The organism is Myxococcota bacterium (genome assembly GCA_040387835.1).
In the GTDB taxonomy this organism is placed as follows: Bacteria; Myxococcota; UBA727; order UBA727; family JABDBI01; genus JAZKCZ01.
In genome coordinates, this window is the sequence record JAZKCZ010000002.1 from 1 (window position 1) to 25677 (window position 25677).

Here is a 25677-nt window from a genome sequence, read left to right on the forward strand (position 1 = left end):
AAGGCCCAGCCGCATTGGTCGCGACATTCCCCCCAACTGTACAACCGATCATCGAGTTGGGATCCGGCGGATAAAACAGCCCTTGAGCCTCAACCGCCGCCTTAAAATCTGCCAGAATCACCCCCGGCTGCAAACGAGCGGTGAGATTTTCCCGGCTAATCTCCAAAATTTGGTTCATCTTCGAAAAATCAACCACAATGCTATTTTCGGAAGGCACGCATCCGCCCGCCTTCCCAGTCCCAGCCCCCCGAGGCGTCAAGACTTTCGAAAGCCTTCTGGCTTCGAGCACCACCGCCTGCACCTCTGCAAGCGTCGTAGGCTGAGCTACCCCAAACGGCAAAACAGGCTCAAGCCCGCCCGTTTCGTCATGGCTATAAAGCTCAAGGAGCTGGCTATCGGTGGAGTCTATTTGCATTATTCACTTACACTATCAAAGTCAGATGCTGGACTTGAGCAATTTCGTTCCCCGCGCCTTAAATCTGGCATGGCTTCTTGCATTGCACCCATAATATCTTCTACATCTTCTTCAGGGTTACAGTCCACCCATTCGGTATCATCGCCCTCGAATGCCGCCTCCGTTGTGCTAACAGGGCCTTCGCCAGCAGGAAGCGGTGCCGCTACGACAACAAACCCACCTTGACACAAGTTCTTAAGCGTTTTTATTTCTGCTTTAAGAATACTTTTGAATTTTTCCAGCCGGCCGGCGTCATGGTTATTGCTAAGGCTTCTGACGATATCGAGAGCCTTTTGACCAGCAGCAACCCTATCTTCAATTGCTATTTCCAAGTTACGAAAGCGAGAGATAGCAACTTTAAAGTCGGCTGCCGTAGGCTTAATCTTGCAAACCACCTTACCCGCGAACGAGAACCCAGAGGTAACAACCACTATGGTAACAATCTTGAACCATTTCATTCGCTCACGCCTAGCATGCTGTGGCTCGAAAAGAAGCCCTTTTGTTAGCTCGCATAGATAACGCCAGGGGCAGTGCTATCGACAGCTTGCTCCACGATTAAAGTTAGCTATGGTGGCTAATGCAAGGGCAAACTCATCTTCCGCCATCACAATTTCCCATTCGTCACAAATATCATCGTCAGCGTTAACCACTGGCGTATCAATTTGCCCATCGCCAGCTGGAAGTGGCCCGTTTATCGTAGCCATTGAAGCCCTAAGCGCCGTCCGTTGGGCCTCTAACGCTTGTCTTTGATTTTGGAACTCCACTGCTGAATTACCATGCCTTCTCCGACATTTAGTAATCCTTCCAAGAATTTCAATAGCTTTTGATAAAAGTTCGATTCTAAAATTGATAGTTGCGTTATCCGAATTTTGAAGTTCTTGAAGCGCAGCCTCTAACTGCTCCGCTAAAGTTACTCTACTGGGGACTGTCTCGTTTCCAGCGAATGAAAACCCAACTACAACAATCACCATGGCGACAATCTGAAACAATTTCATGCACGCTGACCTAGCATGCTTATTTTAAGTTGCGAGGGGATATTCGCCTCGTTCGAAACAGACCCTTTTGCAAGTTTATCAAACCTGTATTTAATAACTGCATGTATTACGTTTTAGCTCTATCTCTCCTTTCGTCCTCCGGACTGCCGGATTATACCCAAGAAGTTCAGCAGCCCAAGCAAGTGAGGCAGTTTAACTGGGAAGAATTTGGGCGCCTGGAAAGCGCGAGCGAAAAGGGCCAGTATATGTCTGTGGCCGACAAATGGCTCTATGCAACTTTAATGGCACTATACGACAGACTAACGCAGCAATTCGATGTCAGTCATGCGCCTTCCACCAGTAAAAAGCTGCCGATTCATAAAATCCCAGCTGTTCCCGGCATACGCACGGCTGGAACGGGCTGCTCAATTAATGCGGCTGCGCGAGATATTCAAAAGATTGAAGCTGATTTAAAAACTCGCATGAAATCTTTGGACGCCAAAGTGTCAGGCTCAATATTTAGTATTCTGGCAGATGCAGAGTATCGTGCCGCTGAAAGTAAAGTGTTAGATCTCAGTGCTTCTGGCTTGGGATATAAGATTATAAATGAGTTTTTAGGAACTTTTCCTCCCGAACTTGCACTTCAAATCCTTGAACTTGACCTCACCGAGTGCCAACTACTATTTGAGCCGAACATAGCTCGTTTCCTCAATCTTCAAAAAGTCAATTTGAGCAGCAACGGCATGACAATCTACCCAAAAACCACCCACAGACATTTAGGTCGTCACCAGACTACCACCACTCTGATTCTGACCGGAAACCCGATCGCAACAACCCCAGAAAATTTAAGCCCGAGTGTAGAGGTTCAATATTGATATTTTAAAATCTAAGAATCTCTCCTAAAGGAGCACATGATCCTGAAAAACAACATCGTTTTCATTTTCTGCCTCTTCTTTTTACTCGCATCAGCGCCCACCCATGCAGAAGGCCGGCTGCGCCGAGTCATTGACTACATGGTTGATGTGTACGGAGGCGCTTTGTCCCTCGTAATAGGGGTCTCCACCTGCCTGTGGGCCATAGATAAGCTAAGTCATATGCTTGGAAACGCGCCAGACGGATACGCCATTGCGCCATGGGGCATAGAGCCCTTTTAAATTTAAAAAGCTTCCTCTACGAGTTAGCCCCATGAAAACGAAAAAAATTCTCGTCGTCATAGGATGTTTACTATTTGCCCTTGGAGGAGCAAGTCCGCTGCAGGCTAAGGCTGTAAATTCTAAACCAAAAGATACCTATTCTCAAAAAATATGGGACTGGATCAAAGAGCATAAAATCATTTCAACCACTATCGCAGCCGCCGCCGGGGCTGCATGGATGCTCAAAAAAAGCGTTAAACAGCAGAAAGAGCCTCAACCAGATTCAGATACGACAACCAATGATCAGCCCTCCAATGATCAGCCCTCAGAGCACGATGGCAGCCAAGATGAACAGACAGCGGATAACAATAAGCCACCAACTGTTCGGCCCTCACGTCATAATGGCTATGAAGCTGAAGAGATTAACGAATGGTTTCAAATTTTCGGAGACTTTGCCAAAGAAATTCCCCTTCTCAGGGTTCATGACCTTTCTATCAGACCCGATCCTGCGTCGCAGTCAGACGGTGCCGCTACGGCAGGCAATTCGTCCCAAGCTGATGAAGAGACCGACGATGAAGGCATTAGCCCTACAAGGATAATAAGTGACAGACCAGAGAGCAGCCCTGCTCCAAACGCACCTCAAGCAGCGGGCGCACCAGAGAATCAATTAGTCCCGTCAGATGACATGGTGTATTATGTAAGCCATCCACTTATTGACCGGCCTTTATACGGTCCCAGAGTCACCCTACCTAGGCACAAACCTCATGATGTGCGGGAGACCAACAAAAAGAAGGCGCTCCAATAATCCATCTTTTAAATTGAGACGAGCTGGACTACGAGAGCAGGTCATGAAATCTGTTCTCGTCAGTCTTTTCTGTTTTTTTCTTCAAAGCGCTCATGCGCTGGCACATACAAACCAAAAACTCAGTTCAAATAGAATTGACTCGCAAGCCCTAAACGCAATCGGTCAGTATAGTGCATTCCTCTTTTGCGTAGTCGGTGCTTTCGCCTTTATGAAGCGGGCCTTGGAGCGCAATAAGGCCATTAAAACAATAAGCCGAACGAGCGTGCTCAATCGCGTGGAATCTTTTCCAGATTTATTCTCACGAGAAGATTTAACATTGCCTAATCCGCGCGAACTTATGCGTTTTACGCCCCCACCCGAACCCGATATTCCTTGATGCTATTCTTCGAAAAACTCGGCGTAACTGACTTGATGGTCAATGAGCTGGGTGCCCTGCACTTCGAATAGGCGAGTGCTGACGGTTCGAGCGAAGTATTGGTCGTGTGTCGCGAACAAAACTGTGCCCGGGTAAGCCTTGACCGCGTTATTAAGGGCCGTGATCGATTCCAAATCCAAGTGATTGGTTGGGTTGTCCAAAACCAACAGATTGGGGCTTAGAAGCATCGTGCGAGCCATCATGCATCTCACGCGCTCGCCTCCAGAGAGGACACCTACTTTTTTCAAGGTTTCTTCACCAGAAAACAGCATTCGGCCTAAAAAGCCGCGGATGAAGTTTTCAGATTTGTCTTCTGAATACTGTCTCAGCCAGTCGATTAGGTTTAAATCGACGCCTTCGAAATAAGCGTTATGGTCTTTCGGCAAATAAGCCGGCGTGATGGTCGAGCCTAGGCGCAAGGTACCCGCGTCTGGGGCTTGCTCGCCCATGATGGCGTCAAAAAGAGCTGTTTTGGCGAGCTCGTTTTCGCCTACCAAAATCGCTTTGTCGCCTTTTTTCAAGTAGAACGAAGCATCAACCAGCATTTTTTGGCCATTTTTGCTAAGCGTCAAATCTTTCACATCCAAAACCAAGTCGCCCGCTTCACGTCTTTGGGTGAACAGAATATTAGGCTTTTTACGGGTGGAGATTGGCAGGTCTTCTAGCGTCAGCTTTTCAAGCTGTTTTCTTCTTGAAGTGGCCTGGCTCGATTTGGAGGCATTCGCGCTGAATCTGGCGATAAAGCTTTCTAGGTCTTTGGCTTTATCTTCGCGTTTTTTGTTTTCATTGCTGCGAAGCTCTAACGCTAGCTGGCTGGATTGCTCCCAGAAATCATAGTTCCCAACATATAACTTGGCTTTGCCGTAGTCGATGTCCACCATGTGCGTACAGACTTTGTTTAAAAAGTGTCGATCATGGGAGACCACAATAACGGTGTTTGGATAGTCTAAAAGATAGTTTTCCAGCCAGCGAATGGACTTTTCATCTAAGTGATTGGTGGGCTCATCGAGCAGCAGGTTCGTGGGTTTACCGAACAAAGCCTGGGCGAGCAAAACTTTCAATTTATCAGCATCTTTCAGCTCTTTCATCAAGGAATACAAGAGGGTTTGAGATACACCCAAACCATCTAAAAGAGTGGCTACGTCGGTCTCTGCTGTGTAGCCCCCGAGCTCTGAATAGAGGATTTCTAGCTCGCCCGCTTTTTCACCGTCTGCGTCTGAAAAATCTGGTTTTGAATAGAGGGCATCTTTTTGGGCTGCCACTTCAAAAAGCTTGGGGTTACCCATGACCACTGTGTCAAAGACGGTCTTTTCGTCGTACTTGAAATGGTCTTGGCGCAGAAACGACAAAGTGTCCATTGAAGACATTTCGACTTTGCCTGAACTAGACTCTTGCTCGCCCGACAGAATTTTTAGAAAAGTTGATTTACCAGCCCCATTGGCGCCAATAACGCCGTAGCAGTTGCCATCTGAAAACGCGAGACTGACTTGGTCAAACAGCTTACGGCCGCCAAAAAATAGGGATATCTGGTTCGTTTTAATCATGTGAGAGGCAGGCTATACCTCACGGTTCATAATACGTAAACGTCTCATTCTTATAGTTTCTTAAAGTCCACTTCTTGCCTTCATGACTTTTGATATAATTTGGCTGCAACGGTATTTTGCCGCCACCGCCTGGACCGTCAATCACATAGGTCGGAATGGCTAACCCAGAGGTGTGACCTCTGAGATGTTCCATGATTTCAAGACCGGTTTCGACCGAGGTCCTGAAATGGCTGATACCTTGCGCTAAATCGCATTGATACATGTAATACGGACGAACACGCATCAACAGCAGTCGATGATTTAACTCCCGCACAATGCGCCAATCATCGTTAACGCCTTTTAAAAGCACCATCTGATTTCCAATGACGCAACCTGCATCGGCTAATTTGCGGCACGCATCCAAAGCTTCGGCGGTACATTCTTTCGGATGGTTGAAATGGGTGTTCACAAAAACCGGCTGATGCTTGCGTAGCATCTTCACAAAATCATCGGTAATGCGCTGAGGCAGTGTAACCAGGTTACGCGTGCCCATTCTAAAGATTTCAACGTGCGGAATCGCTCTTAAGCGGCCTAGAATATAATCGAGGCGATCGTCTGAAAGTGAGAGCGGGTCGCCTCCAGACACAACAATATCTCGCACTTCCGTATGCTTAGAAATATAGTCCAAAGCGACTTCGATCTGTTCTTTACTCGCCATACTGCCTGGGTCGCTCACTTTGCGCTTCCTCGTGCAGTGCCGGCAATAAACAGGGCAATTATGATTGGTGTAAAAAAGCACGCGGTCGGGATAGCGGTGGGTGATGCCTGGAACCGGCATATCTTTTTCTTCGCCTAAAGGGTCTTCCAAATCGGTTTCTAAAATATCCAGCTCGCCCATTTGGGGTACAGACTGCAACCTAATGGGGCAGCCCGGATCATCCACATCCATGAGCGCCGCATAGTAAGGCGTAATGCCCATATGAAACATGGCATCTGACTTTTCAAAAGCTTCCTGCTCTTGCGGGCTGACTTTGATTATTCGCTTCAATTGCTCAATGTTGCGAAAGCGTTCGCGCTGCTGCCAACGCCAATCGTTCCAGGATGCCTCGTCTACTTCTCCCCGCGGACTATGAACAAAGCGCTGCGCCTGTGAATCTGGCATGGCCCTGGTTTCATCGCGAGAATTCGGCAAATCACGCGCGTCACTGGTCGCATTTTTGGCGTTAAAGACAAAACGAATGTCATTTTGAGGCAAGTCGAAAGGCTCTGCTTTACTGGGAGTGTCAACCATGGTTACGCTATAAACATGTTACTCACCAGTTTTATTGCCGGATTCTTAGGCAGCTTATCACCCTGCGTGTACCCGCTCATACCCATCACACTTAGTGTGATGGGTATTCGGCGTTATGATTCTCATTGGCACGGCTTTCGAATCGCGCTGAGCTATGTGGCTGGCATGGTCTTGCTGCATACCGCTTTAGGAGTCCTGTTTGCCTATTTAGGAATTTTAGCGGGTTCAAGCCTGCAAAGTCCATGGCTCAATGCTTTTTTGACCATCATGATGCTTTTGATGGCGCTTAGCTTAATGGGTGTCTTCAACTGGACACTGCCCCCTAAGTTCACCCACATGCTCACGCGAATCGGCGCCAAGCGTGGCCATAAAAGCAGTTTTCTGATGGGTTTGGTTGCCGGGGTTATTGCTGTACCCTGCACCGGGCCAATTCTCGCAGGCATCTTGACTAAGATTGCTGAAACGCAAGACATGGTCGAAGGCTCCTATTTGATGTTTTCCTATGGGCTTGGCATGGGTCTGCCATTTTTGGTCTTGGGAACTTTTTCGTCTTCGATTAGTAAATTGCCCAAGGGCGGGCCTTGGATGAACCGCATTAAGATTTTGCTAGGGCTTATCCTGATTTGGATGAGTTTTAATTATGCGGTGGCCGCATGGAGCGGCTTTGCTCACCCCTCGGCCAGCGAGCAAAACATCGAAGCTCAAATCGACAAAGCGCACGCGGCTAATAAAACCGTCGTTTTGGATTTCTGGGCAGACTGGTGCACGCTATGTCATGAGATGGATGAGAAAACCTTCGGAAATGAGACCGTGAAGGAAGCTTTAAAGAACGTGGAAGTCATTCGGGTAGATGTCACTGTAGACTCGTCAGAAACAAGAGCACTGCAAGAAGCCTACGGAATCGTAGGGCTACCAACCTTGGTGTTTTTAGACAGCGGCAGGAAAGTTAGCGGTTTCGTAGGCCCGAAAGACTTTCTGGAATTGCTAAACGAGCGGTAGCACTGGCTAAACAGCGATCACTCGTACATCCCCGATGTCTTTAGGTAAAATTAGCCGCAACTTGCCATCTTTCCGCTTTTTATCATGGCGCATCGCGTCCCAAAGGTCTTTCTTGGAAATCTCTTTTGGAACGTCCGTGGGCAAACCTAACTTGGTCAGTAATGCTCTGAGGCGCGTCACCATCTTCGGCTGGCATACCTCCTGTTGAAGGGCGTACTCGGCCGCTTGCACCATTCCTATGGCCACAGCTTCTCCGTGGCGGATTTCATAGCAGCTTAATAGCTCGATCGCGTGCCCGAAGGTGTGACCCAGGTTTAGCAGTATGCGCTTATCTTGCTCATATGGGTCTTCACGAACAATTTTAATTTTGACAGCTATGGCTCGGCGAATCACCCATTCGAGGTCCATTTTGCCTTGTTCTAAGTGTTCAAATAACTCCAAATCGCCTATTACCGCGTGCTTTACCACTTCTGCCAGGCCGCATTTCAGCTCTCGTTCAGGGAGCGTTTTTAAAAAGGCGGGGTCGATTAATACCCCGATGGGGTTTTTGAAGGCTCCGACCAAATTTTTGCCCTGGGGCAAATCCACGCCTGTTTTCCCGCCAACACTGGAATCCACCATGGCTAGCAGGCTTGTGGGAACTTGAATGTAATTCATGCCGCGCCAGTACGTGGCTGCCACAAAGCCTGTTATGTCGCCCACAACGCCGCCGCCTAAAGCCATCAATGTGTCATGCCTAGTGAAATCGCCATCTAACAGTGCGTTGTACAGACTCGCTACAGTGGCCAGAGTTTTGTGCGACTCGCCTTCTGGAATATTGATAAGCTCACCAATTTTCGGTTGGTGCTGCGCTGCTATTTCAGGGTTACTAATCACCGCCAACTTTCGCTGCGTCAATCCTAGCCATTCCAAAAAGTCCGGAAGCTCCTCGTAAGCTCCTGAGCGGATTATCACTGGATAAAAGCTATCTTTGGGGACTTCAAACCTGGCATCGAGCTCATAAAGACGTGCAATGCGCTCCGCAATCTTATCGGGCGCTTCTTTGTGGCTTTCTACCTGATGAAATATCTTGTCATAAATTGGTTGGCGCTCTACCCACAACTGCTTGGCATGCGGCGCCAGGGGCCGTTTTTGATTGCGAGACAATCGCTCAGCCAGCACTTCAAAGGGCGCTCTTAAACAAAAGATTGAATGCTCAGCAAATAAATCGCGATTCCCCTGGGGAATTAAGGCTCCGCCCCCTGAAGCAATAATAACGCCCGACTTTCGAGATAATTCAAAACAAAGTTGCCGTTCTAATTCCCTGAAAAAAGGCTCACCGTATTCCGCAAAGATTTGTTGGACCGTTTTACCTTGTCGCTCTTCGATGGTGCGATCCATATCCACAAAAGGCATGGACAGTTTTTCGGCCAAAATTCGACCAATTCGGCTTTTGCCGCTGCCCATAAAACCAGCCAAAATGATATTTCGGCCTAGCATAGCTCTATCCTGGCAGTGGTTTTTTTGATAAAAATCTGGCTCATGCCTGTCCATAACATGCTTTATACTACGACAAAAGCCGACGAAGGCCTGCGTCTGGATTTGATTTGGTCTCGTCAAATCCCAGATGGCTCGCGCTCGCGCGTTCAATCCTGGCTCAAAAGCATGGGCGAGAAACCATCTAGATTGGTAAAGGCTGGCGAAATTATATCCTTGGATATTCCAGCGCGCAAACAAACAAATCTCATCGCTCAAGATTTACCCATCGAGATTATTTACGAAGACGCAGACCTAATCGTATTAAATAAAAATGCGGGCGTGGTGGTTCATCCAGGCGCTGGCAATCCAGACGGCACCTTAGTTAACGCCCTGCTACATCATTTCCCAGGCTTAGTGGTCGGAGACAGCGAACGCCCGGGCATTGTGCACCGCTTAGACAAAGATACATCGGGCTTAATGATCATTGCTCGGCATGATTTAAGTCATAAACGTTTGAGCGAGGCGTTTAAAAATCGAGAAGTTCGCAAAATCTATCGTGCTTTGTGCGTGGGCGGATTTAAACAAAGCGAGTTTGAACTAAAAACCGGACATGCCAGACATCCGACTAACCGCAAACGCTTTACCACCAAAAAGCAAACCGAGCGTCTTGCTCACTCGAAATTTCTAGTGACCGGTCTTTTTTCATTGAGCAAACTAGTGCCCAAAGTGAGCGAGCTGGTCATCGAAATTTTCACGGGTCGAACACACCAAATTCGGGCACAACTCGCTGATATCGGACATCCACTGTTGGGTGACAATCTATACGGCGGGCCGAAAACACCGGGCTTTGACCGGCATGCCTTACATGCCGAAGAGCTGTTTTTTAATCATCCCATCACCGGCAAAGCCATGCACTTTCATGTTCCAGCTAATTTTGATATCGCCTTAAAAGCATGCTGAACAAAATCTACCCAAATGCCGGCGCCGCTTTATTCGACTTATTCGATGGTGCTAGCATTATGAGCGGTGGGTTTGGGCTGTCAGGCCTTGCTGAACATGCCATTTCAGCGATTAAAGACTCAGGCAAAAAAGAGCTTACCATTATCAGCAATAATTGCGGCAACCAGCACCAAGGGTTAGCCATTTTGCTTCAAAGCGGGCAAGTTAAAAAAGTAATTTGTTCTTATGTGGGTGGCAATCCAGACCTGGAACAGCAAATGCTGGCCGGTCGATTAGACGTTGAATTAAATCCACAAGGCACTTTTGCAGAACGCATCCGGGCTGGCGGCGCCGGTATTGGCGGGTTTTTCACTCCAACAGGTGTAGGCACTGTCGTTGCCGAGGGCAAAGAACAGCGGCTGTTAGACGGCAGGCAAATGATTTTTGAAAAGGCTCTCAAAGCAGACTATGCGATTATTAGAGCCAAGACAGCTGATGCCTATGGCAATCTCCGATTTTATCGTACCTCCAGGAACTTTTCTCCCATCATGGCCATGGCAGCTAGTATTTGCGTTGTAGAAGCTGAGGAGATTGTGCCGGTCGGTACTTTAGATCCCGATGATATCCACTTGCCTGGGATTTTCGTCAAAAGGCTATTTGAAGCCAAAGACCATCAAAATGTAATCGAGCACAGGATGGTATCGTGAAGTGCGGTATTTACGCACTTGGGCGTGCCGGCAGAGCAATGAAGTTCTCATTACAAAGTTTAAATCCAAACGAATCGGATTTTCAGCTTGCCTCCCCAGCAGACATTCTATTTTTAAGTGTGCCAGATGATGCCATCAAGGCGGTTGCAAACGAGCTTAGCGTTGAAATGCCAGCCATGGTGGTCCATCTTTCGGGGGCCCACTCTTATAAAATCCTAGCGGACTTAGAAAGCAAAACTGCTATCGCTCAATTTCATCCTTTGGCAGCACTAAACGGTGATGGCCCGATACCTGCGGGCAGCCTATGCACCATATCCGCCAGTCAGGCATGGGCAGAGGAAGCTTTGAAGAAGCTTGCCTTAGCGCTGGATTTAATTCCAGTTTCGGTAAACCCGGACAAAGCAGTTCACTATCATGCTGCCGCCGTGCTCACGGGTAATCTGAGCCTAGGGCTGGTATCTAAATCCATCGATTTGATGTTGGAAACAGGCATCGATGAGGCCTCCGCTCGCAGAGGGCTCGCAACCTTGCTGCAATCAGTGGCAAACAATTTGCAGCGCCACGAAATTAAAAATGCGCTAACAGGTCCCATTGCCAGGGGCGACACCAAAGTGATCCAAAGCCACCTGGAAGTTTTGGAGCCCGAGCTCAAGCAGGTGTATAAAACCCTCTCGCATTGGCTGGGATTTCCAGAATCCCCTGACGTCTAAGCAATATCACCAAGGCGCCTCGAGTTGGTATGCCTTCTTCATCAAACCAAGACTCGTCGGCGCCCATTTCGCCCAATGCAGCGCTTACCAACGTCAAAGAAATTTTCCGCCTAAGTATCTGAGCGATGACTTCATCAATAATTTTTTCAGCGGTGTAGATCCTAAAAAACCGCTCAATATTGTAATTTTTTTCTTCGCTACCCATGGGCTTTGCCAATGGATCGAAAAAGCTCGCGCTGGATACGCCCAAGACACCGCCCAATTCGCGTTTAAATTGATTGTGCCAATGCGGATCATTTTTGGGCACCAAGCCGGTTAAGATATTAAACCTAAGTTGATGCAGCACGGACTTGATTTGTTCACCGAGGGCCGCCTCTTCTCCTACACCGCCTAAAATTAAGTCAGGCTTTAACATAGATACGAAGTTTCTGAGTTCTTCAAAATGTCTGCTACCGCACCAAATCCCTGCCTCCGACAGCGCCTGCAGCGTGGCTTCTCTCTCAGGCACCGGTTTTTGCCGAAGCGCTGAGTAAATATGCTTGAGCGCGTGGTTCATATTATCAAAGAACTGCCTAAACTCTTTTGCCGTTTGTGCTGGATTAGGTGTTCCTATGTAGGGCTGACGCGCGGTCACTCGCTGGTGCAACAGGCTCAAGCCGTCAGCCGTTTTCCGAGACATTCCAGATTGGGCAACAAACTCCTTCCACGTCAGAGCAGGCATATCACCCTTGGGCCCGATGTCGGGAATTGCAGTGGGAGCTGCCACATATAAATACCGATGATATTCTGAGGGAGCACTGAAGGCTTCATCAACCCAGGCCTGAAGTTTTTGGGCCAAAGCTGGCTTATAGGCCTTAAAACCCACGTACCAATCTTTGAGGGCTAAAGCCCCCGCTTCATCCAAATAAACATTGATCCAGTGGCTAAATAAACTTTGCTGAGAATTCGAAGCGGCGAACTCCAATTGCGCAAATCGATTGGGGACATACGGCGTAGGAACTAACCGGCGGCTGGAGGCTGATCCCGCTGGCTCGAAGCGATGCTGCTCGTCTCTCACCGGCAGGAAAGAAGTCTGCACCGAAGTAAAGCGACGGTTTTCACACGGAACAGGGTGCGCAAGACCCACATGAGTCACCAAGAACCCCAAATCATTTATGCCTGGCATATGAGCTTAACAACGCCAAACTGGCATTCATTTCTATAATTGAAGCATGTGGCCAATGACACTCCTCACTTTACGATATTTGATGGCCACAGACCCGAGCTTTTTGCAAAAGCCTAAAGCGCCCGAATCTAATGAGGATCGCGAAGAAGAAGACGAACCCGAACCCGAGAACGAGGACGAAATCAAGCTGTTGCCTATCCAGCTGTTAGCCGGTCTGCGTGCTTGAGTGCTCTCACCGCCTGGTGAAACAATTTTGCGCTTAAAGTTTTAGCAAAATCTTCGATCAACTGGTTTTGTGGCCCACTAAAATTTCCTTGAAGCATCAACTTGCTAAGCTCAGTCTCCGCTGCCAACAAATTTTGGCTTTGCAGCTCACTGATCACTGGTACGAGCTGTCGCTCTCTCGTTTTTAAACGATAAGACTCCAACTCCTCCGCAATAATTTGCTCAGCTTTCAAAGCTTCAGCCCTGCGTTCTTCCAGATTATTTGCAACCACCTGTGCCAAATCATCTATATTGTACAGGTAGACGTTATCCAATGCGGCTACTTTGGGGTCAATATTTCTTGGAACCGCGATATCAATGAGAAATAACGGCTTATAGCGCCTAAAGCGCATGACTGCTTTTAACTGGGCTGGGTCAATCAAATATTGCGTTGCCGATGCCGCTGCGACCACAAAATCAGGCTTGGCCAACATGATCATCAAATCACTGGAGCGAGTGGCCAACTCGATTTTGGCGCCTTTTTGACGAAAATGAGAAGCAGCCAGCGTGCCCATCTCTCCAGCACCAATCAATAAACCTTGTAGACCTTTAAGCTCGCCAAATACCTTGCCTGCCAACTGCACCGCGGCGTAAGCGACCGTCACCGCGTTTTTGCCCAAGTCTGTTTCGGTGCGCACGCGTTTAGCCGTTAAAAATGCCCTCGAAAATGCGCGGGTTAAAATAGGACCAACAGCGCCGTGTTCTCTGGCCCTCACATAGGCATCCTTCACTTGGCCTAAGATTTGTGGCTCACCGACCACCAGGGAATCGAGCGAAGAAGTCACACGCATCAACTGCCCTAAAACTTCTGGCCCTCTCAAGCTGTACAAATGGGGCGTCAGCAGCTGATTGGGAATCTGATGAAAGCGATGCAGGAACGAATCAAGTGCCATAGGCCCGTGTTCGCTTGAGCCTTGCGCGTAGATTTCAATGCGATTGCAAGTGCTCAATATAGCCGCTTCTTCAATCACTTCTTCCAGTAGCGCTTCACGCAGCGCATCTTTCAAGGCGCTGCCGGGGAATGCGACCCTTTCCCGAAGCTCAATGGGCGTCTGAGCATGATTCAGCCCAACACAAATTAAATCAGAGCTCGGCATGCCTGCTCCAACTAAAATAATGAAGAACAAAAAAACCTAAAAGCACGAGCGTCACGCCCCCCAGCGTGGTCAAAACCGCCAGACGTCCCCGCCAGCCCACCAGAAATCGAGCAAGCAACACAAAAGCAAATAGCGCCCAGTTCGCGATCGACCAAAGTTGTCTGAGATCTAGATACCATCCATCGCCCCACTGCTCAAAGGCTAACCGAGATCCCGCAAGAATGCCAAATGTCATCAAAACAAAAGCCGCAATGAGCAGACGCAAGCTCCATAAATCCATGGCTTGTATCGAAGGCAGCGCCACGACTTGCTTACGATATTTCAATGTATGATCCTGATACAAATACAAAAGTGACGTCACTGCCGTGAGCATCAACAGAATATCGGAAGCAATCGCTGAAAATAGATGTATCAGTAACACGTGATACCAACCATTTTGTCTCGACAAAGTGGGCCCGTCAAGACATTACGGGATCTTTGAGGACGTGCCCGGTTAAAATGCACACAACCGTATCATGACTCTTCACAAATTTCTGATCAACTAATTTTTTAAGGCCTGCCAGACTCGCTGCGCTCGCCGGCTCGCAGCCAATGCCGCTGTGGTCTATAACCCTTTTTGCTTCCCGAATTTCCTCGTCGTTCACCTGTTCAACGCGGCCATTTAAATCTGAAATGACCCGTTTGGCTTTCGTGAAGTTGACCGGCATGCCGATATTAATGGCACTGGCTTTGGTTTCAGCTTTAACGCCAGCAAAAGTTTTAAAACCGTTCAGAAAGCTTTGATAGAATGGATTTGCAGCTTGCGCCTGAATCACCGCAATCCGAGGCTTTTTTTGAATCCATTTCGCTTCAAAGGCTTCTAAAATGGCTTTACCAAATGCACTGGTGTTTCCCAAGTTCCCGCCAGGCACCACAATCCAATCTGGTGGTTGCCATTGCAGTTGATCAAACAGCTCCCACATGATGGATTTTTGACCCTCGAGTCTAAAAGGATTTATCGAGTTAACCAAATAGAGTCCGTCTTTATCAGCCGCTTTGACCACTTCCTGCATGGCCAAGTCAAAATCGCCGGCTATGGCGCGACATTCAGCACCATAAGCAACAGCTTGGGAAAGCTTGCTCGGCGCCACTTTGCCTTCCGGTAAAAAAACGAGCGTCTTAAGTCCCGCCTGAGCCCCATATGCAGCCAAAGAAGCGCTGGTATTTCCTGTTGAAGCGCATGCCAAAGTTTTTTGCCCCAAGCGTTTAGCTTGGGTAACGGCAACAGTCATGCCGCGGTCCTTAAAAGATCCCGTGGGATTTTCACCCTCGTGTTTAAACAACACCCGCTCTACGCCGGCCCATGCAGATAAGGCGTCTCTTTCATACAGACGAGTATTGCCTTCAGGATGTGAAACAATTTCAGCATCGTCTATGGGCAAAATAACTTCTTTAAAACGCCAGACACCGCTGGCTGAACCATCTGCTTTTGGCGGCTCTTTAGGAAAAACCGGATGTTTCACTTCAATCAGCCCGCCGCATTCACAGCCATAGATGATTTTATCCAGGTCAAATCGTTGTTGACACTCCACACAAGACTGAAAACTTAGCATAAGCGAATTCCTTCTTTGGCAATGGCCCCCACATGACCTTGGTGGCTCCTGGCAAAATCGTAAGCGGCAAGCCTATCGTCAAACAAAGCAAAAATACTTGGCCCCGCACCGCTGATAGAACATCCCAATGCGCCCGCTTTTAAAGCGCTGTCTTTCAATTCATAAAAATCCGGGATCAAATGTGCTCTTCTTGGCTCAGCGTAAGGATCCACCAAGGCCTTTGAAATGCCCAGCGCGTCGCCTTGTTGCCAAGCGCATACAAGCGCACATGATAACGCCATTTGTCTAACCCAGTCAGCCTGAGGAAGCTCTTTTGGTAAAACAGAACGCGCCAGCTTGGTGGACAGTCGGCTACTTGGCAATAAAACGACAACCCATAGCGGACAGCCCTCGGACACCTTGCTCACACCGGCTGGAGATGAAACCGTCAGCCCCCCAAAACAGGCCGGTGCTAGATTGTCCAAGTGCCCCTCTAAAATCAGCGCCTGGTCTAAAATCTGCTTTTGGGCATTATTGTCCGGCTGCTCGCCAGTCACCAAGCAATAAGCGCCGTAAGCGCCAGCCAAACAGGCGGCGGCACTCGAGCCTAACCCGCCGCCCACAGGCAGCTCCTGATTAACCATTAACGCAAAATGCCAGACCTTCCCCAGTGACTGCGCCATATTATCGGCCGCCAGCAAGGTCAAATTCTTCTCGGGATTCTGCGGCAGCCTTTCAACGTCAATCCCTGTCACTGAAACGACTTTAGATGCATCGTCACATACTGCGAGCTTATAGGTATTGCCCAAGCCGTCTAGAGCGAGCCCTAGCACATCAAAACCTGGACCGACATTGCCAATAGTCGCCGGCACATAAAGTCTAACCTGCTTCATCGCCGCACCCTCACAGCCAAGGCAACGATATCATTTAAAACCCCAGCGGCAGTTACACCGGCACCGGCCCCAGGGCCAGTCACAACCAAGGGGCTATGCTCGTAACGCGGCGTACTAATACTGACTTGGTTCGTTGTGCCAACCAAATAATAAAATGGCGAATCCGGTCCGACCTCATGCAGCCCGACAGAAATTTCCTGGTGGGCAACCACCTTGGCAATATATCTTAGTCGCTTGCCGGCCTGATGCGCCCGTCCCACTCTCTCTTTAAATTCTTCATCGCTGATATCGGCCAGTGATTCGGTCTGAATATCTGAAAGCTCTAAATTCCAACCCAGCTCGCGGGCTAAAATCAGCGCCTTTCGCGCGACATCAGTGCCCCTCAAATCGTCTTTAGGGTCAGGCTCGGTTAAACCCAGAGCTTGAGCCTGCGCCACGGCCGTAGAGAATACTGTGCCAGAATCTAGCGCACTCATGAGATAACCTAGCGTCCCAGAAAAGCAGCCTTCCAACTTCGAAGGCGCGTCGCCCGCTTGAACCAACTTATCCACCGTATCAATAATGGGTAAACCTGCACCGACCGTCGCTTCATAACGCAGTTGGCATCCGTTTATCTTGGCCGTCTCAAACAAATCGGCATATTCCAAAAAAGGGCCGGTCAAAGGCTTTTTATTCGCTAAGACCAAATCAAAATGATTTCGCAGCGCATCCATTAAAGTCGCGTGATGGTCGATAGCCGTCACATCCACACAAATGCCTCGATGCACCAGCAGTTGACTAAAAGGTATCGGTCCAGACATTCCCGCACGAAAGCTCTTCGCTTTTTTCTGTTCAATTAGCTCCATAAGCTGCGAGCCGCTCGCAATAGGGTCAAACAAGCGATGCCCTTGAGAATCAACCAGCGCTTTGACGCCAATCAATGCCCCAAATTCTTTGCGCAAATAATCTTCTTGAGAAACTAGCTGTTGAATCAGCGCCTGCCCAATTTGGCCAAAGCCTTCGATAACAAGTTCAACTTGGAGCGGATCTTCCGCACCGAAAAACTCATGATGCAACGTCTGAATCGCAAACGAAGTTTCACTTTCGGCAATGGCCATGGAGATATTAAACTCGGAAGAGCCTTGAGCTATCGCCATGATATTCACATTCGCATGTTTAAACGCTCCGAACACGCGCGCAGACAAACCGCGATACCCCTTCATGCCTCGACCGACACAAGCCACTACAGCCACGTTTTCGACAATTTGAATGCGTTCAATTAGCTGGTTTTGCAGCTCAAAAGCAAACTCTTTACGAAGGGCCTCGTGGCTCAAGGCGCAATCGCTTTTTGCGATGGTAAAGCAAATCGAAGCTTCACTAGAAGCCTGCGAAATCAGCGTCACCGAAACGCGATTTTCCGCCATGGCCTTGAAAGTCCGCATGGCAACCCCAGGAACGCCCATCATGCCGCAGCCTTCCACCGAAATCAAAACTTGCTGCGTAATGGCCGTTAGCGCGCGTACGGGATTTAAGTTTTCAGACACCTCGCCCGAAATTTTTGTCCCTGGCCTGTCTGGATAAAAAGTGTTTTTTAAATAAAGCGGAATCTTCGGCTTAATTAGCGGCACAATTGAGCGGGGATGCAAAATCTTCGCGCCGTAATATGATAGTTCAGCCGCTTCTTGATAGTGCAATTCCGCAATAGGCTGAGGCTTAGGGATATACTTGGGGTCTGCCGTCAGGAGGCCGTCCACCTCTTTATAGAGCGTCACCCGCTCAGCATTTAAGCTCGCTCCTAAAATCGTTGCCGTATAATCAGAACCACCCCGCCCTAAAGTTACGAGCTCTCCATTAGGCCCAGAGCCAATAAATCCAGGCACAATTGGGCGTTGGCCTGCGCGCAGCAGAGGCATTAGGATTTCATGAGCGCGCTCTGCGCAAACCCTGGCATCATAGACCAGTCCTGCCGGCCCCATTTGAGTGTGAATAATTTCAAGCGCGTCAACGTAAATCGCATCCACGCCTTGCTTTTGCAACAGCGCGGTCATTATCTGGGCCATCAAGCGCTCGCCACTGGCCAATCGAGCTGCCATGCCATGACCCAGGACCGGTGCTAAATCAAAATTTCCATCTAGCCCAAGAGTTCTAATCGCATCTTGGTGTCTATTTTTATATTCAGCAAAATCAGTGCGAGCAATAAGCAAATCGGTGATGCCGCCCATCGCAGATACCACCGTCACCAAAGAACCCGGGGCGCTTTTAATTAGCTCCGCTGCCCTTAAGATCGTTTTGGCTTCATTTAACGACGACCCGCCAAATTTAAAAATCTGGATTTGCATGGGGGCAGACTAAACGAAAGCCAAGTGGCGTTCAATGTTAATTAGCCAGTTGCCCCATGACTAAATTAGCATCCGCCAAAGTTTTCTCAATATCGCCCGGCGTATGGGCAGCACTCACAAAGCCCGCCTCAAAAGCACTCGGCGCAAAATAATGTCCTCGCGCCAGCATCCCGTGGAAGAAGGCAGCGTAACGTTTTGCATCGACCAGTTCTTTTGCTTCTTCATAGTTGGTCACTTCGCCAGGCTTATTCAAGAAATAGATACCAAACATGGTACCCACAGACGCAGTCTGAATTGGCATGTTATGTAGTTCAGCCAGCTTTTTAAAACCGTCAACCAGCTGGCTTGCTCGCTCGGCCGCTTTCTCAAACACACCGGGCTGTAAAATTGCGTTCACATTCGCAAGCCCCGCGGCCATGCCCAGCGGATTGCCTGAAAGTGTCCCTGCTTGATACATCGGACCAAGCGGCGCAACTTGCTGCATAATTTCCCGGCGAGCCCCATAAGCAGCCACAGGCAAACCGCCACCTATAACTTTGCCTAAACAGGTAATGTCGGCCGGAACGTCATACAAACTTTGAGCGCCAGAGGGAGCGACCCGAAAGCCAGTCATCACTTCATCAATAATCAACAACGCATCATGCTGGTCGCATAATTTGCGCAGACCAGGCAAAAACGCAGGCTTTGGTTGGACCAGCCCAATATTTCCGGCCACAGGCTCAACAATAATACCGGCGATTTGGCCAGGAAACTTGGCAAACATATCGGAAACGGCTGTCAAATCGTTGTAAGGCACGACCAAAGTATCGCTCACTGCTTCCTCAGGCACCCCGGCGGATGTGCTGAGCGACAAGGTCGCTAAACCGCTGCCTGCCTGCACGAGTAACATATCCGCATGACCATGATAGTTCCCCGAAAACTTAATTACTTTCGACCGCTTGGTGTAGGCACGCGCAAGCCTGAGCGCACTCATGGTCGCCTCAGTACCGCTATTCACAAAGCGAATCATGTCCATCGAAGGAAACCGAGAAATGAGCAGCTCCGCCAATTCGATTTCAGCGGCCGTCGGTGCACCAAAACTGGTGCCATTTTTAGCGGCCGTAATCACTGCTTCAATCACTGGCGGATAAGCGTGCCCCATCACCAACGGGCCCCAAGATAGAACATAATCGGTATAGGATTTACCAGACTCGTCAAAAATCTTGCTACCTTCACCCTTTTTAATAAAAATCGGCGTGCCACCAACACCATTAAAAGCTCGAACCGGGCTATTAACGCCGCCAGGCATCAATGAACACGCTTTTTCGTATAATTTTTCGTTCATAACTATTTTCCTAAATTAAAGGCGCTTTGCCAAAATTCCAGTTCATATTGCGTTGAGTTTCTATAAATTTCAAGCATCGCTCTTTGCTCAGGCGCACCCTGAGCTGCGAAAACAGTATCTGAAATATCTTCGATTTGTCTGGTATGATTGTCAAAGCCAGGCGACGCATAATGTTTAATCCAATTACCGTAAGGATTATTTGCCGTTGAATGATTATAAAGCCATTCGGCGACGGTCGCATAGACGGTGTAACAAGGCAATATTGCCGCGAGGCCCTGCTCAAAAGACGCGTCAACTTGCGCCCTTTCATATCTCGAATACGCACTGCAGCTAGGGCACTGTGTTCGGTTTTCAGTTGGTATTAACGCCTGCGTCGTCCGCAAAGCAGCGCTAAACAGAAACACCTTAGTGGAAATCGTCTCGGTTTTGGTGGCCAACAACGCAAGGGTATCGGCATAGTGTAAGTTATACAGGTTATCTTGAGCTCTATAATATCGAAATTTGGTATTGATCAAGGTCCCATTGCTCAACTCTTGAATAAACGGAGTCTTAATAATTTGATCGAGCAAAGAATGCGTCAATCCTTGCGCCTGCTCCATAAAAGTAGCCGCATGGATGGTAACCGAAAAAAACAGAATCGCTATGCGCATGGTATTGCCCTCCAATCATGGCGCACTGGCCCAAAACCTTGACCAATGTTCATCTCACTGCCCGCTTGCAAGGCGCCAGATAAATAAGCCTTAGCCATCTTGACCGAGTCTGACAGGCTAAAATCCAATGCCATATAGCAGGCGATAGCCGCTGCCAAAGTACACCCCGTGCCGTGCGTATTTTTCGTTTTGACCCATGGTGCCGAAAATGTCGTACTCTGACCTGCATCCAAAAGATAATCTTCAGCATGTTCACAACTAGGTAAGGATCGGTGCCCACCCTTGATTAAAACCGCCTGAGGACCCATCGCCAAGATTTTCTGCGCTGCCGCCTTTGCCTCGCAGGTACCAACCAGGAAAATAGCTTCATCAAAATTAGGCGTTACTAAAGCCGCCATAGGAAACAGGTCTCGCTTCAAAGCCTCTACGGCATCGTCTTCAAGCAACGCATGGCCTGAGGTGGAAATCATCACTGGATCTAAGATAATTGGAATGTGCGCAAATCGCTTCAGACTGCGTGCCACTGCCTCAATAATCGGCGCGTTGAGTAGCATGCCAATCTTAATCACATCCGCGCCAATATCACTTAAAACGGAATCGATTTGCTGCGCCACAAAGGCCGGCGTCACTGGAAACACACCTTGCACACCCATAGTATTTTGCGAGGTCAATGCAGTAACGGCGGTCGTACCGTAGCATCCCAAGGCAGCAAAAGTTTTTAAATCCGCTTGAATGCCAGCGCCGCCACCTGAGTCGGAACCTGCAATGCTTAAGACTTTTTTCATAGCACAAATGCCTTGGCTGCCTCATAGGGCGACTGCGCGCGCATGATGGCACTCACGACCGCCACGCCGTCGACGCCTATTTGCCTCAGGGTCGAGACGTGGTGGGCTTTAATCCCGCCAATCGCTACCAATCGATGCCGGCTCATCTTGCGAGCTTTTTCCAGCCCGTCAAAGCCAAAAGGCGGCGCCAAATCAGTTTTCGTTGCTGTTTTAAAAACTGGGCTGATGGCAAGATAATCCAAATCCAAATCGGCTGCTTTTTCTACATCTTCCAAAGACTCAGCCGATATACCAATCGCCACATGGTCAGGCAAAATTCGCCTGGCCACGTGAAACGGCATGTCCTTTTGACCCAAATGAACAGCTTCAGCACCAATCGCCAACGCCATATCGAGCCGGTCGTTGATAATTAAGGGCACTGAAAGATCCGAGCAGACCTGCTTAATGACCTTCGCCTGTTCATAGAAATCGTGGTCACTAAAAAACTTATCCCGCCATTGCACGCAGGTAACACCGCCCCTGACAGCTTCGCTGATAAGCCAAGGTAAGTTGGAATGAGGTTCTAAAACGAGTTGTAGACTAATATTAAGATTGCGCATGAGACTCCACTGTTAAATATTGAGCGATTGACGACTGGTTAACATGACTGAGAAAATCAAGAAATGAAACAGAATAACTTCCAGGGCCGTTGGCGTTCGTCAATGCTATCTCGCCGACGATGCCGCAAGTTGCCATGGTATGGGCTGCTGCAATAAAAGGATCGTCCTGCACGGCACAAAAAGCGCCCATCAAAGCCGATACCAAACAACCCATGCCCGTCACGCGCGTCATCATCGGCGTGCCATTATACACCCGCAACTGTGAGCCAGCGGCGATAACAATATCTTGCTTGCCGCTAATAACGACGACGCAACCAAATTCATGCTCGAGCTTTTCCGCTGCCCGCAACGCTTCATCTGGGGTCAGCGATGAATCTACCCCTCTGGTCGTTAGCTTTTCACCCGCCAATGCGCACACCTCCGAAGCATTGCCCTTCACCACGCTCACACCGCCCTGAGCCAATAAATCATGGGCCGTATGCGTTCGAAAACGTGTTGCTCCGGCCCCGACGGGATCCAAAATAACCGGGATGTGGCATTCCAAAGCAGCATCCAGAGCTGTCTTCATGCTGTTAATCCAACGAGCTTCCAGAGTTCCGATATTTAAAACAAGAGCGTTCGATATATGCACCAAATCGGACACTTCTTCGATCGCATGAGCCATGATGGGTGATGCTCCCAGGGACAACAGCCCATTGGCCACCCAATTCATTGTCACAAAGTTGGTGACACAATGAATGAGCGGTTTTTTTTCGCGAATTAAAGCAAGATCGGCGGCAATAGACTGAGCATTAATAACCATACTACAAGAGTCATTAACGTTTCAAATAATCTCAGGCAAGAGGCCCCAAGTTAAGAACCATGCCGGCGGCGAAATCTCCGCCGTTAGAAAAAGTACCCAGCGCTATTTTTGAGTCTTTTTGTAATTTTCCCGACTCAGCCAACACGGAGAGCGTCACAGGAATCGAGTTTTGAAACAAATTGCCAAACTGATCAAACGTATCGAACGCACGAGGTCCGACAATGCCTACGCCCTCTCGCCAAAGTTGAATTAAACCGCGATTTGGTTGGTGCGTCACCAAAAAGTCGATTTGGTCTTTGGTAAGCCCTGCGGTTTCAATACTCTTATTGATGGCGCTCACCACTAAACCCAGTGAGTTTTTCTTAATCTTTTCAACTTGCTCAGGATCAAATTCGACTTGTAATGGGCCTGTGCCTGACTCCCAATAATTCTGAGGCTCGCCCTGCTCGCTTCGCGGCCTACAAATAAACAGGCCATAGTTCTCGCCATGAGATTCTTCCACGCTGGCTAAAATACTTTGCTCGCCAGCCGTAATCAGAGTTGCCGAGGCACCATCTCCTAAAACTTTAGATTTAGGAGATTCCTGAAATTCTTTTAATCTCGAAACAAAATTGGTGATGGTTACCAAGACGATTTTTTGATGAATGCCGGCTCTAATAAACGCATCCGCTGTATTGAGCATCGAAATATAAGATGCACAACCTGTATCAATATTCAAAACCTGTGCCCTGGTGGCACCCGCTCGATATTGAATGTCCGGCACCACCGAAATATTGACGTAATCTTGGATCGAGCAAGAACAGATAATCAAATCGATGTCAGATCCCTTAAGGCCCGTTTGCTGCAGCAAGTTTTGCAGCGCACGCACCCCTAAATCAGCTGCGTTGTATTCGGGCCAGGCAAAGCGTCTTTCTTTGGGCGCTTTAAAAAACTCGCCTTCAGAGCCAGCCTGGCCTTCATTTCTAACAACATGCTCAGGCATAAAGCGGGCAATATGGTCAATATGTGCTCTTTTCATAGGTCAATAACCTCTGCGTCTGGCGGCAAGAAGGCCGTAAATGGTGGTATTTCTTCTCTTGAGATTCTTAGGTCTAATACACCAGGCAAGTGCTTAAACGACTGATATTCATCCAACAATTGGTTCACCTCATCCAGACTCGATGCCTTACCAACCCAAAGCGCCTCAGCGCCGCCCAAGCCTCTAGCAACGCCGGCAATATCTACTGAGGGATAAGCAACACATTCCAGGCGTCCTTCAAAATAAAGCTGCTGGCGGGTAACGCACATGCCGTGCTGATTATTATTAAACACCACGTATAATATGGGAAGTTTCAGCGCGACGGCAGTGTGAATTTCCAGTCCCACCATCAAAAAAGCGCCGTCTCCCAAAAACACCACAGTTCGAGAATCGGACACTGAGCCTAGCTGAGCCCCAATCGACCCACCCACGGAATAACCCATGCCGCCCATGCCGAGCGCAATGGTAGCCGTCGTCTTCCAAGGAATCACACTGTAATGCATGGCTGCGGCGGCGCAATTGCCAGCATCAAATAAAACATGCCCATGAGTCGGCAGGATACTTTGCAAAGCACCAATGGCTTGGCTTTGAAGCAAATTACCATCCCAGTTATGACTGTCTGAATTTTTCGATAAGACGGCCTTGTAACATTGCCTTCGATACGATGCAGGCATGGACCATTTTAAATCGTGCGACTGCTTCAATAGCTTGGCAAAAAAATCTCCCGCCTCAGCCGAAACAAACTGTGCTTTGGGAAACGAGCGCTTAATGCTTGAGCTATCGAGATTGATAAAAACAGTTTTATCGCTGTCTATCACCGGCCCTAACGGCCCCCGATTTAAAACGCTTAGGCCAGATGCGACCACCAAAATCAAATCTGCTTCTTGCTGAATATAGCGATGCACCGAAGGATGACCTGCCATACCAATCATGCCTAGATAATTTTCAGCTTGGTTAGGATACTCACCAATCGAAGACATTGTGGTTGCCACCGGGATGCCCGTTTCCAATGCAAACTGCGTGACCGCTTCCTGCCGCCTGGAAAAATGGATTCCCTGTCCTAAGATGAGCACAGGCTTCTTCGCAGCGCGCAAACGAGTTGCAATAAGCTCGATCTCTGCTTCGTTAGGCTCCGCTGGAACAATTCTGGCCCGCAATTTTTGCAGCCAATCTGGCGGCGGCGCCTCAACCTCCAACTCAAAGACATCTCTGGGGATTAACAAGACTGCGGGCCCTGGCCTGCCACTGACGGCAGCTTCTAAGCATTCGAGAAACTCAGACCAAAAATCTTTAGCCTGAGTAATCTTGGCCATGTATTTCGCAACCGCGCCCCAAAGCTGCTCGCCCATGACGCTGTGTTCCAAACCTGAAGAGTCTTGAAACGCTCCCTTACCTTCAAGGCCAATGGGCGCTTGCCCTACCAGAGCGAGAACAGGCACCGACTCCATATAAGATTCGGCCACCCCAACCAACAGATTGAGCATGCCGCCCCCCGAAGTCGCGCAGCAAACACCTAAACGATTGTGGACTCTGGCATGGGCATCGGCCATAAAGGCTGCTCCTGATTCATGTTTCGCCATGATCGAAACCAGCTTGCCCTCGCCTAAACGATTGATGGAATCATGAATATGCTCGATATTGGCGCCGCTAACGCCAAATATGAATTCGACGCCAAATTCCTTTAAGCAAGTTACGATTGCGTCGCATATTTTCATATATACAATTAAATTACCACATAGCGACTTTTGAAAGCCAATTGCAAACATTCTGAGATTTCGTTTGC

General features: G+C 48.8%; 27 protein-coding genes. 8 read left to right on the forward strand and 19 right to left on the reverse strand.

What is annotated here, in order from left to right; genetic code table 11:
* From V4534_02640 to V4534_02650, 3 genes are all read right to left on the reverse strand, one after another.
* The coding region (locus V4534_02640) for an FAD-binding oxidoreductase (protein MES2503755.1) at positions 1-415 on the reverse strand (415 nt) is incomplete at its 3' end.
* The gene (locus V4534_02645) at positions 415-912 is read right to left on the reverse strand and encodes a hypothetical protein (GenBank protein ID MES2503756.1); all 498 of its coding nucleotides are present in this window, start codon (positions 910-912) and stop codon (positions 415-417) included. The genes V4534_02640 and V4534_02645, both read right to left, overlap by 1 nt.
* A gap of 75 nt (positions 913-987) precedes the next feature.
* Positions 988-1449 carry a hypothetical protein gene (locus V4534_02650; protein ID MES2503757.1) on the reverse strand — a complete coding sequence of 154 codons (462 nt, stop codon included), beginning with the start codon at positions 1447-1449 and terminating at the stop codon, positions 988-990.
* 101 nt (positions 1450-1550) lie between these two features.
* Here V4534_02650 and V4534_02655 point away from each other — a divergent pair, with 101 nt between their 5' ends.
* The 3 genes from V4534_02655 to V4534_02665 all read left to right on the forward strand — a co-directional run bounded on the left by V4534_02655 (position 1551) and on the right by V4534_02665 (position 3742).
* On the forward strand, positions 1551-2303 hold the full coding sequence (locus V4534_02655; protein MES2503758.1) for a hypothetical protein: 753 nt from the start codon (positions 1551-1553) through the stop codon (positions 2301-2303).
* 310 nt (positions 2304-2613) lie between these two features.
* A complete protein-coding gene (locus tag V4534_02660; GenBank protein ID MES2503759.1) occupies positions 2614-3366 on the forward strand; it encodes a hypothetical protein in 753 nt (250 codons plus the stop codon).
* Between the two features lie 43 nt (positions 3367-3409).
* Positions 3410-3742 carry a hypothetical protein gene (locus V4534_02665; GenBank protein MES2503760.1) on the forward strand — a complete coding sequence of 111 codons (333 nt, stop codon included), beginning with the start codon at positions 3410-3412 and terminating at the stop codon, positions 3740-3742.
* A gap of 2 nt (positions 3743-3744) precedes the next feature.
* Here the strand turns inward: V4534_02665 and V4534_02670 are convergent, their stop codons facing one another.
* Both V4534_02670 and V4534_02675 read right to left on the reverse strand, forming a co-directional pair.
* Complete coding sequence (locus tag V4534_02670) at positions 3745-5325, reverse strand: ABC-F family ATP-binding cassette domain-containing protein (GenBank protein ID MES2503761.1); 1581 nt, start codon at positions 5323-5325, stop codon at positions 3745-3747.
* 19 nt (positions 5326-5344) lie between these two features.
* On the reverse strand, positions 5345-6595 hold the full coding sequence (locus tag V4534_02675) for a KamA family radical SAM protein (protein ID MES2503762.1): 1251 nt from the start codon (positions 6593-6595) through the stop codon (positions 5345-5347).
* A 15-nt stretch (positions 6596-6610) separates the two neighbouring features.
* On the opposite strand from V4534_02675, the gene V4534_02680 reads away from it, so the two are divergent.
* Complete coding sequence (locus V4534_02680) at positions 6611-7594, forward strand: cytochrome c biogenesis protein CcdA (protein MES2503763.1); 984 nt, start codon at positions 6611-6613, stop codon at positions 7592-7594.
* 6 nt (positions 7595-7600) lie between these two features.
* On the opposite strand, the gene aroB is transcribed toward V4534_02680, so the two are convergent.
* A complete protein-coding gene (aroB, locus tag V4534_02685; protein ID MES2503764.1) occupies positions 7601-9073 on the reverse strand; it encodes a 3-dehydroquinate synthase in 1473 nt (490 codons plus the stop codon).
* 57 nt (positions 9074-9130) lie between these two features.
* Here aroB and V4534_02690 point away from each other — a divergent pair, with 57 nt between their 5' ends.
* From V4534_02690 to V4534_02700, 3 genes are read left to right on the forward strand one after another with little or no spacing between them, the layout of a single operon-like run.
* Entirely contained in the window at positions 9131-10012 is an 882-nt protein-coding gene (locus tag V4534_02690; protein MES2503765.1) for an RluA family pseudouridine synthase, read from the forward strand.
* Positions 10009-10698, forward strand: a complete 690-nt coding sequence (locus V4534_02695) for a CoA transferase subunit A (protein MES2503766.1) — start codon at positions 10009-10011, stop codon at positions 10696-10698. The genes V4534_02690 and V4534_02695 overlap by 4 nt, the downstream gene beginning before the upstream one ends.
* Before the next feature lie 38 nt (positions 10699-10736).
* Entirely contained in the window at positions 10737-11408 is a 672-nt protein-coding gene (locus tag V4534_02700) for a DUF2520 domain-containing protein (protein MES2503767.1), read from the forward strand.
* On the opposite strand, the gene V4534_02705 is transcribed toward V4534_02700, so the two are convergent.
* Complete coding sequence (locus V4534_02705; GenBank protein ID MES2503768.1) at positions 11347-12573, reverse strand: hypothetical protein; 1227 nt, start codon at positions 12571-12573, stop codon at positions 11347-11349. The two genes, V4534_02700 and V4534_02705, sit on opposite strands and share 62 nt — an antisense overlap.
* A gap of 55 nt (positions 12574-12628) precedes the next feature.
* Here V4534_02705 and V4534_02710 point away from each other — a divergent pair, with 55 nt between their 5' ends.
* Positions 12629-12799, forward strand: coding sequence for a hypothetical protein (locus V4534_02710; GenBank protein MES2503769.1), 171 nt, complete (start codon positions 12629-12631; stop codon positions 12797-12799).
* Here V4534_02710 and hemA read toward each other — a convergent pair.
* The 12 genes from hemA to V4534_02770 are packed head-to-tail and all read right to left on the reverse strand — an operon-like array spanning position 12768 to position 25609.
* Positions 12768-13934 (reverse strand): glutamyl-tRNA reductase, encoded by a 1167-nt coding sequence (gene hemA, locus V4534_02715; protein MES2503770.1) that lies wholly within the window; start codon positions 13932-13934, stop codon positions 12768-12770. The two genes, V4534_02710 and hemA, sit on opposite strands and share 32 nt — an antisense overlap.
* A complete protein-coding gene (gene ccsA, locus V4534_02720; GenBank protein ID MES2503771.1) occupies positions 13921-14355 on the reverse strand; it encodes a cytochrome c biogenesis protein CcsA in 435 nt (144 codons plus the stop codon). Before ccsA ends, hemA begins: the two co-directional genes overlap by 14 nt.
* Before the next feature lie 37 nt (positions 14356-14392).
* Positions 14393-15526 (reverse strand): threonine synthase, encoded by a 1134-nt coding sequence (gene thrC, locus V4534_02725; GenBank protein ID MES2503772.1) that lies wholly within the window; start codon positions 15524-15526, stop codon positions 14393-14395.
* The gene (locus V4534_02730) at positions 15520-16398 is read right to left on the reverse strand and encodes a homoserine kinase (protein ID MES2503773.1); all 879 of its coding nucleotides are present in this window, start codon (positions 16396-16398) and stop codon (positions 15520-15522) included. Before V4534_02730 ends, thrC begins: the two co-directional genes overlap by 7 nt.
* Positions 16395-18716, reverse strand: coding sequence for an aspartate kinase (locus V4534_02735; GenBank protein ID MES2503774.1), 2322 nt, complete (start codon positions 18714-18716; stop codon positions 16395-16397). Before V4534_02735 ends, V4534_02730 begins: the two co-directional genes overlap by 4 nt.
* Positions 18717-18753: 37 nt before the next feature.
* Positions 18754-20040, reverse strand: coding sequence for a glutamate-1-semialdehyde 2,1-aminomutase (hemL, locus tag V4534_02740; protein MES2503775.1), 1287 nt, complete (start codon positions 20038-20040; stop codon positions 18754-18756).
* A gap of 2 nt (positions 20041-20042) precedes the next feature.
* Positions 20043-20690, reverse strand: coding sequence for a hypothetical protein (locus tag V4534_02745; GenBank protein MES2503776.1), 648 nt, complete (start codon positions 20688-20690; stop codon positions 20043-20045).
* A complete protein-coding gene (gene thiD / locus V4534_02750; protein ID MES2503777.1) occupies positions 20681-21475 on the reverse strand; it encodes a bifunctional hydroxymethylpyrimidine kinase/phosphomethylpyrimidine kinase in 795 nt (264 codons plus the stop codon). Before thiD ends, V4534_02745 begins: the two co-directional genes overlap by 10 nt.
* A complete protein-coding gene (thiE, locus tag V4534_02755) occupies positions 21472-22074 on the reverse strand; it encodes a thiamine phosphate synthase (protein MES2503778.1) in 603 nt (200 codons plus the stop codon). The genes thiD and thiE overlap by 4 nt, the downstream gene beginning before the upstream one ends.
* Positions 22061-22876 carry a hydroxyethylthiazole kinase gene (thiM, locus tag V4534_02760; protein MES2503779.1) on the reverse strand — a complete coding sequence of 272 codons (816 nt, stop codon included), beginning with the start codon at positions 22874-22876 and terminating at the stop codon, positions 22061-22063. Before thiM ends, thiE begins: the two co-directional genes overlap by 14 nt.
* Positions 22877-22907: 31 nt before the next feature.
* Positions 22908-23894 (reverse strand): 3-oxoacyl-ACP synthase III family protein, encoded by a 987-nt coding sequence (locus tag V4534_02765; GenBank protein ID MES2503780.1) that lies wholly within the window; start codon positions 23892-23894, stop codon positions 22908-22910.
* Positions 23891-25609 (reverse strand): thiamine pyrophosphate-binding protein, encoded by a 1719-nt coding sequence (locus tag V4534_02770; GenBank protein MES2503781.1) that lies wholly within the window; start codon positions 25607-25609, stop codon positions 23891-23893. Before V4534_02770 ends, V4534_02765 begins: the two co-directional genes overlap by 4 nt.
* Positions 25610-25677 lie beyond the last annotated feature (68 nt).